Origin of the sequence: Rhodanobacter sp. IGA1.0, from assembly GCF_040208325.1 — a bacterium.
Taxonomy (GTDB): domain Bacteria; phylum Pseudomonadota; class Gammaproteobacteria; order Xanthomonadales; family Rhodanobacteraceae; genus Rhodanobacter; species Rhodanobacter spathiphylli.
Window position 1 is genome coordinate 827,014 of record NZ_CP157948.1, and the last position, 10,433, is coordinate 837,446.

At 68.6% G+C, this 10,433-nt stretch carries 8 protein-coding genes; 3 read left to right on the forward strand and 5 right to left on the reverse strand.

All coding sequences use genetic code 11. The features are described from left to right. Window positions 1-29: 29 nt before the first annotated feature. From lptD to ABNK63_RS03605, 4 genes are all read right to left on the reverse strand, one after another. Window positions 30-2,444, reverse strand: a complete 2,415-nt coding sequence (gene lptD / locus ABNK63_RS03590) for an LPS assembly protein LptD (RefSeq protein ID WP_040673500.1) — start codon at window positions 2,442-2,444, stop codon at window positions 30-32. A gap of 126 nt (window positions 2,445-2,570) precedes the next feature. Then, the gene (locus ABNK63_RS03595; protein WP_202946806.1) at window positions 2,571-3,488 is read right to left on the reverse strand and encodes a histone deacetylase family protein; all 918 of its coding nucleotides are present in this window, start codon (window positions 3,486-3,488) and stop codon (window positions 2,571-2,573) included. Between the two features lie 11 nt (window positions 3,489-3,499). Beyond that, window positions 3,500-4,072, reverse strand: a complete 573-nt coding sequence (locus ABNK63_RS03600; RefSeq protein ID WP_007809429.1) for a cob(I)yrinic acid a,c-diamide adenosyltransferase — start codon at window positions 4,070-4,072, stop codon at window positions 3,500-3,502. Window positions 4,073-4,090: 18 nt separating this feature from the next. Continuing rightward, complete coding sequence (locus ABNK63_RS03605) at window positions 4,091-4,708, reverse strand: hypothetical protein (RefSeq protein WP_040673509.1); 618 nt, start codon at window positions 4,706-4,708, stop codon at window positions 4,091-4,093. A gap of 89 nt (window positions 4,709-4,797) precedes the next feature. Between ABNK63_RS03605 and ubiH the strand changes: the two genes are divergently transcribed. The 3 genes from ubiH (at window position 4,798) to ABNK63_RS03620 (ending at window position 8,102) form a co-directional block, all read left to right on the forward strand. Continuing rightward, window positions 4,798-6,027 (forward strand): 2-octaprenyl-6-methoxyphenyl hydroxylase, encoded by a 1,230-nt coding sequence (gene ubiH, locus ABNK63_RS03610; RefSeq protein ID WP_350016715.1) that lies wholly within the window; start codon window positions 4,798-4,800, stop codon window positions 6,025-6,027. Next, on the forward strand, window positions 6,024-7,235 hold the full coding sequence (locus tag ABNK63_RS03615) for a UbiH/UbiF/VisC/COQ6 family ubiquinone biosynthesis hydroxylase (protein WP_350016716.1): 1,212 nt from the start codon (window positions 6,024-6,026) through the stop codon (window positions 7,233-7,235). The genes ubiH and ABNK63_RS03615 overlap by 4 nt, the downstream gene beginning before the upstream one ends. Window positions 7,236-7,307: 72 nt before the next feature. Continuing rightward, entirely contained in the window at window positions 7,308-8,102 is a 795-nt protein-coding gene (locus ABNK63_RS03620; protein WP_350016717.1) for a dienelactone hydrolase family protein, read from the forward strand. A 740-nt stretch (window positions 8,103-8,842) separates the two neighbouring features. Here the strand turns inward: ABNK63_RS03620 and ABNK63_RS03625 are convergent. Further along, window positions 8,843-10,303, reverse strand: a complete 1,461-nt coding sequence (locus tag ABNK63_RS03625) for a GTPase (RefSeq protein ID WP_350016718.1) — start codon at window positions 10,301-10,303, stop codon at window positions 8,843-8,845. Window positions 10,304-10,433: the final 130 nt, after the last annotated feature.

Sequence of the window (10,433 nt, forward strand, 5' to 3'; positions counted from 1 at the left end):
GGAAAGCCTGGTCGCCGCAGCGAGTGTGTTTATTGATAGCCGAGAATATCACGGCGCAGCAGGGGGTCGATCTGGCCACCGGTGGAACCCAGGCCCTTGAACACCACTTCGAACATCACCGCGTTGTCCCGCCGATCGGGCCTGCCGGCCGTCGCGATCGGGCCAAAACCGTAATACGCCTGGTTGACGTAGCTGCGACCGACCAGGCGCAGCGACACGCAGCAGCTGTCGTATTCCACGCCGGCCAGCGCGTCAATGCTCTGGCGATCCTTCACCGAGTACGTCCACGCGCCCACCAGCCGCCAGCGTTCCGACACCGGGTAGACCACGGAAGCGTTGTATTGTTCCAGCAGGCCTCGACGATAGCGGTAGGAGAAGTTGAAGATGCCGTCCGTGCCGATCCGGCGCTGCAGTTCCAGCATGCCCATGTCGGTGAGCCGGCTGTTCGGGCTCCACTGGTACGAGCTGGCGAGGCGCCAGCGGTCATTCAGGCGGATGTCGAGCTGGGCCACGTAGTCCGAGCGGGTCCAGTCGGTGGGGGGCACCACGCTGTTCTGGCCGCGCGCCAGCTGCACCCGTTGCGGGCTGAAATAGTGGATCTGGCCAAGGCTGGCCGACAGCCGCTCCACGCCGCCCTCGTCGAGCAGACGCGTGGTGAGCGCCCCGGTGAGGTTGTTCGCGTCCATCTGCCGGTCGGCACCGGAGAAGCGGTTCGGCGAGAACAGCTGCCAGTAGTCGAACGTCATCGCGTTGGTGTCGAACAGCGGCAGGTTGTCCTGGTTGCGATACGGCACGTACAGGTAGTACAGCCGCGGTTCCAGGGTCTGCGTGTAGCTGTGGCCGAACAGTGACGCTGCCCGATCGAACACCAGCCCCGAGTCCAGGCTGACCACCGGCAACGAGCGGCTCGGCGACTCGTCGGTGAACGGCGTGCTGGCACCGCTGGCCAGCAGGCCGGAATAACCGTAATCCTGGTAGCCACCATCGAGCTGGTAGGCGGTGTAACGCCAGGCCACCTTCGGTCGCACGAACCACGCCGAACTGCCGAAATCGGCGGCGAGGTACGGATAGAGGTCCTCGCGCTGGCCCTCGACATAGCCGTTCTTGCGGAAGGCGACCGCCTCGCTGTCGAGGCCGAACTCCAGCCAGCGTGACAACGGCACGTCCATGCCGAAGCGGGCATACGGCAACTGCTTGTACGGCAACCCGCGGTCGGTGATGAACGGATTGACGTTCTGGTAGATCGTGCCGCCGACCGCGGCGTTCCACCACTTGCCTGAACCCACCAGTGCGGCGTTGGATGACAGCGTATAGATCGCGCTGTGGCTCAGGCTGTCGCCGAAGTCGTACAGGTAGCTGGCGTCCGAGGCGTGGTTGTACGAGCTGACGAACTGCCAGCCCTTCCACAATTGCGTGCTGTCGGAGAACTGCACCAGATAGCGTGAATCCCCCCGGGTGTCGGCCAGCCCGTCGTTCTCGCCATGATCCCTGGGCACGTACTGCGCGTTGAGCTGGCCGGTGCTGCCGGGCACCAGGTAGCGGAATTCGCCGCCCAGCATCGCACCCCGTGCGCTGTAGTAGCGGGGGTCCAGCGTGGCGTCGTAGTTCGGCGCCAGGTTGAGGTAGTAGGGCGTGCTGATTTCGTAGCCCGAGCGTCCGCTGTGGCCGATGGTCGGGTACAGGAAGCCGCTCTTGCGCCGGTCATCGATGGGAAAGCTGAAATACGGCAGGTACAGGAACGGCACCTTGCCCACGCGCATGGTGGCGTCGCGCGCCACGCCGACGCCGTTGACCTTGTCGATGGTGATCGACCTGGCGCGGAATTCCCACACGTGATGACCCACGTCGCAGGTGGAGTAGGTGGCCTGCGAGTAGCGCGTGTGCTGCGCGTCCAGCATCTGGCCCTGGCTGGCGGTGCCATTGCCGCGCGCTTCGAGCATCTGGTAGCGCACATCGTTGGCGACGCCGTGGCTGGCATTGGTGTTGCCGCGCATGTGCGAGGCGGCCAGCAGCTGCCCCGCGTCCTGATAGCGCACGTTGCCGCTCGCGTCGTAGTCGGTGCTGCCGTTGTTGTAGTCGATGCGATCGGCGCGCAACAGCTGATCGGCCCGCTCCAGCCGCACGTCGCCGCTCAGGTGGTAGACCGACTGGTTGGAGCTGTCCACATGCTGCGCCTGCACCTGGGTCGGGCTGCTGTCGCGCAGGCTGCTGTCCCGCATCAGGCCGGGGTCGTAGAACTCCAGCAGGGCGTTCGGGCGGCACATCGCGTAGTCGAGTGGACGCGGGGCGCAGTGGAACGAGCCCAGCGGGCAGGCCAGGTCGGCTGCTCCGGAGGCGTCGCGGGTGGCAGGGCTCTGGCCGTTGCTGGCGTCGGCCTGACCGCCGACCAGGGCGAGTGCGGCGGCAACCGCCAACAGGCGGCGTGGAGGTAGCTTGCGCGTCACGGGAAATCTGCCGGCTTCGAAGGCTCGTTAAGCTAACAGAAAGCCCCTCTCGGCGGCAGATGCTGGTTAGTAGAAAGCCGTCGGGATTCAGCGTGCGAAGGCCTGCCACCGGATTGGCGGAGGCCTTCAGTCCATCAGCGCGGCGACGTGCGCACTGCTGCTGGCCGCCAGCGCCGCCAGGTCGTAGCCGCCTTCCAGCGAGGAAACCAGCCGCCCGCCGGCGTGCGCTTCAGCCAGCGCCACCAGTCGTTCGGTGATCCATGCATAGTCCTCGCTGCCCAGCCGGATGTCGGCCAGGGGATCGTTGCGATGGGCGTCGAAACCGGCCGAGATCAGCACCAGTTGCGGCTTGAACGCATGCAACCGCGGCAGCAACACACCGTCCCACAGTTCGCGGAACTCGTGCGAGCCGGCGCCGGGCGAGAGCGTGCCGTTGACGATGTTGCCGACGCCGCGCTCGTCCTCGTAACCGCTGTCCGGATACAGCGGCGACTGGTGGCTGGAGGCGAACAGCACACGCGGTTCGCGCTCGAAGATGTCCTGGCTGCCGTTGCCGTGGTGCACGTCGAAATCGGCGATCGCCACCCGTTTCAGCTTGTGCAAGGCCAGCGCGTGGGCCGCGGCCACCGCGATGTTGTTGAACAGGCAGAAACCCATCGAGCGATCGGCGGTGGCATGGTGGCCCGGCGGACGCACCGCGCAGAACACGCGCCGGGTCGTGCCGCCCAGCACCGCGTCGACCGCCGCCACCACCGCGCCGGCAGCGCGCAACGCCGCGTCGGTCGAGCCGGCGCCCATCACCGTGTCCTGGTCCAGCGCCAGCATTTCGCCGGGAGGCGGGCCGGCCAGTATTTCCGCCACGTGGGCGGCACCATGCACGCGCAGCAGCTGTTCGCGGGTGACCGGCGGCGCCTCGATGCGATCGAGCGCGGCGAAGCGGTCGTGATCCAGCGCCTGCAACACCGCGCGCAGCCGCGACGGTCGCTCGACGTGGCCCGGACCGGGGTCGTGCTGCAGGCAGGCGGGGTGCGTGTACAGCCGCAGCATGCAGCGATTCAGACGGTCGGCTTGGGCTTGCGCCGGCGCTCGTGCTGCCACAGCACTTCGCCGTGGCCGCTGGCACGCGCCAGCACGCGCGAGATCACGAACAGCAGGTCGGACAGGCGATTCAGATAGCGCTGCGGCTGGCCGCGAACCTCTTCCACCCGGGCCAGCGCGATCACCTCGCGCTCGGCGCGGCGGCACACCGTGCGCGCCAGATGGCCGCAGGCCGCGGCCATGCCGCCGCCGGGCAGGATGAATTCCTTCAGCGGCGGCAGCGGTTCGTTGAGTTCATCCAGGATCGACTCCAGCCGGCTGATGTCGCTGTCCTCGACCATGGCCATGCCGGGAATGCACAACTCGCCACCCAGGTCGAACAGGTCGTGCTGCACCTGGGTCAGCGCCTCGCGCACCTCGTCGGTGACCCCGTCGGCGGCCAGCAGCATGCCGATCGTGCTGTTGAGTTCGTCCACCGTGCCGTAGGCATTGACGCGCAGCGAATCCTTGCCGACCCGGGAGCCGTCACCGAGCCCGGTGCTGCCGTCGTCGCCGGTGCGGGTATAGATTTTCGAAAGTCGGTTGCCCATCGTTGTCCGGCGCGCCGCTCAGCGTGGCAGCTTGGCTTGGTCGGCATGCATCGTCCTGGCGATCTGGATCGCCAGCACGTGCAGCACGGCCCCGACGCCGACATAGAGCGCCGTGGTCTGCAGGAACGGCAGGTACCAGTCACCCAGGTTGGCGAACCAGGCCGCGAAGTTGCGCGGCAGCGGCACGCTGTCGCTGAGCCAGTAGAAGCTGCCATTCGACAACAGGTAGCACGCGGTCCAGCTGACCAGCAGCGCCACCACGGCCATGCCGAGCGTGTGCAGGCGCAGGCCTGCCTGGTGCTTCGCCAGCCAGCTGCCGCCCAGCCACAGGCTGAGGTAGGACGGAACCAGGAACCAGTAGGCCGCCGAGACGCAGTAATGGCTCCAGAAATCGAGGCCCTGGCCGCTGATCACCAGATAGTCGACCAGCACCGCCTCGGCCATCAGCAAGGGGAACGCCCAGCGAAGGCCGGCCCAGCGGCCTTCGCCGCGCAGCCAGAAACCGGCAAGGAAGAAAATCGCCCACGACGCGTCGTCCACGCTGTGATGGAGCAGGGACAGGTGGATGCGGGTAACCGCCATCACCGCGGCGAGTGCCAGGAAGATGCCGAGGCGTTGGGTCATGGTCTTGACCATGGTGAGCTCCATGTGGACGTCTGGATATAGACCGCTAGTCTAGCCCAATGCAATGCAACACAGGCGGCGCCAGCGCGTATCATCGCCGCATGAATGTCTCCGAATCTCCCGCCTCGGGCGGGTCAGGCGTACTCATCGTCGGCGGTGGCCTGGTCGGCGCCAGCCTGGCGATCGCGCTGGATGCCGCCGGCGTCGCTGCCACCCTGGTCGAGACGGCGGCACCGCGCGCCGATGCCCAGCCCAGCTACGATGAACGCAACCTCGCGCTGGCCAGGGCCACCGTCAACGGGCTCGACGCGATCGGTGTCTGGCGTCACGCCGCTGCCCGCGCCACGCCGATCCGGCACATCCGGGTCAGTCGTGCCGGTGAATTCGGCAGCGCCCGCATCGACGCCGACAAGCAGGGCGTCGACGCACTGGGCTGGACCTTGCCGGCACGCGAGCTGGGCGCCGCCCTGCTGCGACGGCTCGACGAATGCACCCGGCTGACCCGGCTCGCTCCCGCGACGCTGTCCGCGCTGGAGCCGTTGGCCGATGGCTGGCGCGCCCGGATCGACACGGCGGACGGCCCGCGCAGCATCGATACACCGCTGCTGGTCGGCGCCGACGGCACGCATTCGTTCGTGCGCGACCGGCTCGGCATCGAGGCCGGGCATCACGATTACCGGCAAAGCCTGTTCGTGTGCACGGTCACGCCCGAACGCGCGCACGCGAACCGCGCCTTCGAGCGCTTTTCCGATGACGGCCCGATTGCCTTGCTGCCGCTGGCCGAGCGTCGCTGCGGATTGGTGCTCACCGTTTCGGCGGATGAAGCCGACGCGGTGGCCGCGCTGGACGATATCGGCTTCCTCGACCTGGCCCAGCGTCGCTTCGGCTGGCGGCTGGGTCGCCTGACGCGGCCGGGCAAGCGCCATCCTTACGCGATCCATCGCGTGGCCGCCACGCAGCTCGTCGCACCGCACGCAGTGCTGGTCGGCAATGCCGCGCAGACGGTGCATCCGATCGGCGCGCAAGGGTTCAACCTGGGCTTGCGTGACGCGTTGACCCTGGCCGAGCTGGTCACGGCGGCGACCGATCCGGGCGATCCCGCCCTGCTCGCGGCCTACGCGGCGCGCCGCGCGCCGGATCGCGAGGGCACCATGGCGATGAGCCACGGGCTGGTCCGGCTCGCCTGCCTGGAGCAGCCGTTGCTGGCGCCGCTGCGTTCGCTGGCGTTGCTGGCGTGCGACCGGCTGCCGCCGCTGCAACGGGCGCTGGCGCGGCGGGGCATGGGATTCCGCGGTGAGCCGCCACGAGCGGTGCTGGAGCGCCTGCCATGACTGCACCCGTCCAGGAACTGGCGTCCCGGCGTCGTCCACCCGCGCTGGACGTGGCGGTGGTCGGTGGCGGCATGGCCGGTGCCGCCACCGCGCTGGCGCTGGCCCGCGCAGGCTTCAGCACGGCCCTGCTGGAGGCGCGCGCGCCGGCTGCGTGGGATGCACGGGCCGAGGTGGACCTGCGCGTGGTCGGGCTGGCGCCGTCCTCGGTGGCCCTGCTGGATGACCTGGACGTCTGGACGTCCATTCGCAAGGCGCGCGCGGCGCCGTATGTCCACATGCACGTCTGGGACGCGGAAAGCGGTGCGTCGATCGACTTCGACGCCGCCAGCGAAGGACGCGACCTGCTCGGCCATATCGTCGAGAACTCGCTGGTGCAGTGGACGCTGTGGCAGGCCCTGCAGTCGGCCGGCGTGCGGGTGATCTGCCCCGCCGAGGTGACGGCGTTCGAGGCGCGCGAGGGTCGCATCCAGCTGGAGTTGGCCGGTGGGGAAACCCTGTCGGCGGCCCTGCTGGTGGCCGCCGATGGCGCTGCTTCGCCGCTGCGCCGGCTCGCCGGCATCGGCACCCGTGGCCGCGATTACGCGCAGCGCGCGGTGGTGGCGCACGTGACGACCGAACGACCGCACCAGGCCACCGCGTGGCAGCGTTTCCTGCCCGGCGGCCCGCTGGCCCTGTTGCCGTTGGCCGACGGTCGCAGCTCGATCGTGTGGTCGTTGCCGGAAGCCGAGGCCCGGCGGGTCCTGACGCTGGACGAGCCCGCGTTCCTCGATGAACTGGGCGTGGCCAGCGACTTCCGGCTGGGCCGGGTCATCGCCAGCACGCCGCGCGCCGCGTTTCCGCTCAAGCTGCAGCTGGCCGAGCGTTACCAGGCGGAGCGCCTCGTGCTGCTGGGCGACGCGGCGCATGCAGTGCATCCGCTGGCCGGGCAGGGCGTGAACCTGGGCCTGCGCGACGTGGCCGAACTGCGCGACGTGCTGGTCGACGCCCGCGCCGCCGGTCGCGACATCGGCGCGGTTCACGTGTTGCGCCGCTACGCACGCCGCCGGCGCAGCGCCGACACGCTGGACGCGCTGGGCTTCGACGCACTGGCGCGGGTCTATGCATGGCAATCGCCGGCGCTGGTGGCCGCGCGAGGACTCGGCGTGTGTGTGCTGGATCGCCTTGCGCCGTTGAAGCGGCGACTTTCGGAACACGCTGCCGGGTATTGAAACCTTGCTCCTCCCTCTGCTCGCAGAGGAGGGGTCAATCAATCCGCGTCAATCAACCCACGGAGAATCATCATGCGCATCTCCCGACTCTGCTGCCTGCTGCTGCTTGCCGGTTCGAGCTTCGCCCTGGAGGCGAAGATGGTGCACCGTCCGGTCGAATGGACCCAGGACGGCATCCGCTTCCACAGCGTACTGGTGTACGACGATGCCTCGACCGCGCAGCGGCCAGGCCTGGTGATGGTGCCGAACTGGTATGGCATCAACGATGTGGCCGTAAAGAAGGCCGAAATGATCGCCGGCAAGGATTACGTGATCCTGCTCACCGACATGTACGGCGCCAGCGTGCGCCCCCAGGTGGGCAATGCGGCGCAGGCGCAGGCCGCGGTGAAGCCGCTCTACGGCGACCGCGCGCTGATGCGCAAGCGGATCAACGTGGCGCTGGACCAGTTGAAGGCGCAGGCGGCGGGCGCACCGATCGACCTGAAGAAGCTGGGCGCGATCGGCTTCTGCTTCGGCGGCTCGGCCGTGCTCGACCTGGCCCGCAGCGGTGCCGATGTCGCCGCGGTGGTGTCGTTCCACGGCGGGCTGGACACCGACAACCCGGCGCTGGCGAAGAACATCAAGGCCCGCGTGCTGGCGATGAACGGAGCCGACGACAAGGGCACCATGCCGGACGCGGACAAGTTCATGGACGAGATGCGCCTGAGCCCGGCCGACTGGCAGTTCGTGGTGATCGGCCACGCCGTGCACTGCTTCACCGAAGTCGGCGAGAACTCGCCCGGCTGCCGCTACGACGAACGCGCCGCCACGCGCAGCTACCGCCTGATGCATGACTGGCTGCGCGCCGCGTTCGCGGGCACGCCGTAGGGGTTTCTGGCGCTTGCTGAAAGACCTTTGGAGCGGAAAGCATCAGGAGCCAGAGCTTTCGTCTGCCTACGGCAGCCGAGCCACCTTTCTCTGAGTGGCCAGAGAAACGTGGCCCAAAGAGAGGCCACCCCGCTTCCGCGCCTTGCGGACATCCTGTCCGCAAGGTTCGCGGTCGGGTTACGGGGTTTGTCGACAGGGCATCCTGCCCTGACGCCAAACTGGCTTGCATCCATGCAAGCCACCCTGCGGGCTGATCCTCCACCCGCCCGCCGCTGCAGAGGGGCCCCGGGTAGAGCAGCGGGCCATCGTGGCCCGCACTTTTCAGAAGAGCCGGATCAAGAGCAAAGCGGCGGCGACCCGCTTTTGCTTCGGCTCTGGCTTTTGCCTTTGCCTTTCAGCTTTATCACCGAGTGCGGGCCAGGAAGGCCCGCTGCTTTACCCGGGGTCCCTTGTGCGGCGGTGAGTCGGGGTCGACAGGCCGCGCAGCGGGCGTTGCCAGGGATGGCAACGCCTTTTCGCGCGGGCAGGAGCCCGCTCGAAAAGCCCGGCCCCGGCTCACGAACTTGTTGGGCAGGATGCCCAACAAGCGCCAAGCGGGGTGGCCTTCTCTTTTGGTTACTTTTCTCTTGGCCACGCAAGAGAAAAGTGACTCGGTCGCCGAAGGCGATCGACCGCTCTGCACTTGAGCTTCTCTTTCAAGTCATGGGGGTTCAACTGCAGCACACACCGTGCGCGGCACCTCAATCCGCGCGCTCGCGCACCGCATCCATCGTCAGCGCGGCCAGCTGGCGCAGGCGGTTGCCGCCGGCGTCGGCGAGCAGTTCCTTGAGGCGGGCGCCGGCGTCGTCCTGGTCCAGGCTGTGGCGTTCGGCCAGCGAGGCGGCCAGCGCGCGGCCCATCGAGTCGAAGATCAGCGCGTAGGCAAATGCGTGCAGCACGCCGCCGCCCAACGTGCCCAGGCCGGGGAACGCCTTCAGTGCGTTGCCGGCCACGGCCAGCACGATCGAACTGCCGCTGCGCAGGGTGAGCTTCGCCTGCTGCACGAAATCCTCGATCTGCACCTCGCTGACTTTCACGCCGTAGAGTTCGGCCAGCGCGCGGGTGAGGCCGGTGGCCAGCACGCCCTGGATCACCAGGTCGCTGCCCGGCGCCACCGCGGCCAGCGCGCCGACGATGGCGCGGCGCGCGTACTTGCGCACGATCTGCTCGGCGGCTTCGGCCCGGGTCCGTGCTTCGAGCATGCTGGTGCGCTGGTGCAGGCCAGCCAGTACGGCGTTCTCGCGCATGTCCTCCAACCCCTCCGCACCGGGTGCGGTGATCCGCGCCAGTGCCTGCAGCAGCGGTTCGATCGACGGCTTGCGCTGGCGTTCCACCGACTCGGTGCTGCCATCGGCCAGTTGGCGCTGGTAGCGCTCGCTGCCGCCGGCGCTGATCGCCAGCACCGCACTGGCGACGCCTCGCCCATGCCGGCGCAGGCGCTCCAGCAACGTGTCCCGTTCGGCGTCGCTCCACTGGTCGGCCTTGTTCAATACCAGCAACAGGGGCTTGCCGAAGTCGGCCAGCCAGCGCAGTTCGTCGGCCTGGGCCCGGTTGAGGTCGCCGGCGCACAGATAGATCACCGCGTGCGCCCGCAGCGCTTCCTCGCGTGCGAGAGTTTCGTGCGCCTCGCCGCCGTTTTCGCGGCTGCCCGGCACGTCGGCCAGCACCAGGCTGCGCCCGTCGGCGAGCGTGCCGTCGTAATGGTCCACGGCGCGGGTGGTGCCGCCGCGCACGTCGCTGGCGACGTGCGCCTGCGGTGCCAGCGCGCGGATCAGGCTGGATTTGCCGGTGGAGATTTCGCCGAACAGCGCCACGTAGACGCGGGCGCTGGCGCGGCGGCGATCGAGTTCGCCCAGTTCGGACGCCAGCGCGCCGGTATCCGCGCCGTGCTCGCGCAACTGGCCGATGCGCTGTTCCAGGCTGCCGCGATCGGGTACCGGCAACGGCCGCCGCTTGCGCCGGGGGCGCAGCAACCACCACAGCACGCTGACGCCCGCGGCGACGAACACCAGCAACACGCCGCCCAGGGTCCATTGCAGCCAGGTCGGCAGTTCGAGGAAACGCTGGGCCAGCGCCAACGCACGTTCGGCGGCGGCGAACAGCAGCCACAGCAATGCGGCCAGGGTCAGGGCGGTGAACAGCAATCGCAGGCGTCGTGACATGGGGACATTCTAGCCAGCTTGCGTTCGCGCACCGGCGGGGGTCTCGGCTCGCGCTGGCAGCCCGGTTTTGGCACTATCGGACGGGGCGATCGGATCGATGTTGGCGCCGGCATGTTGCCGTGCGACTTCG

What these genes read in the sequence shown, in the direction of transcription:
- ABNK63_RS03625 (WP_350016718.1), bottom strand. Translation starts at nt 10,303, where the DNA reads ATGTCACGACGCCTGCGATTGCTGTTCACCGCCCTGACCCTGGCCGCA.
- ABNK63_RS03615 (WP_350016716.1), top strand. Translation starts at nt 6,024, where the DNA reads ATGACTGCACCCGTCCAGGAACTGGCGTCCCGGCGTCGTCCACCCGCG.
- ABNK63_RS03620 (WP_350016717.1), top strand. Translation starts at nt 7,308, where the DNA reads ATGCGCATCTCCCGACTCTGCTGCCTGCTGCTGCTTGCCGGTTCGAGC.
- ABNK63_RS03600 (WP_007809429.1), bottom strand. Translation starts at nt 4,072, where the DNA reads ATGGGCAACCGACTTTCGAAAATCTATACCCGCACCGGCGACGACGGC.
- ABNK63_RS03605 (WP_040673509.1), bottom strand. Translation starts at nt 4,708, where the DNA reads ATGGTCAAGACCATGACCCAACGCCTCGGCATCTTCCTGGCACTCGCC.
- ubiH (WP_350016715.1), top strand. Translation starts at nt 4,798, where the DNA reads ATGAATGTCTCCGAATCTCCCGCCTCGGGCGGGTCAGGCGTACTCATC.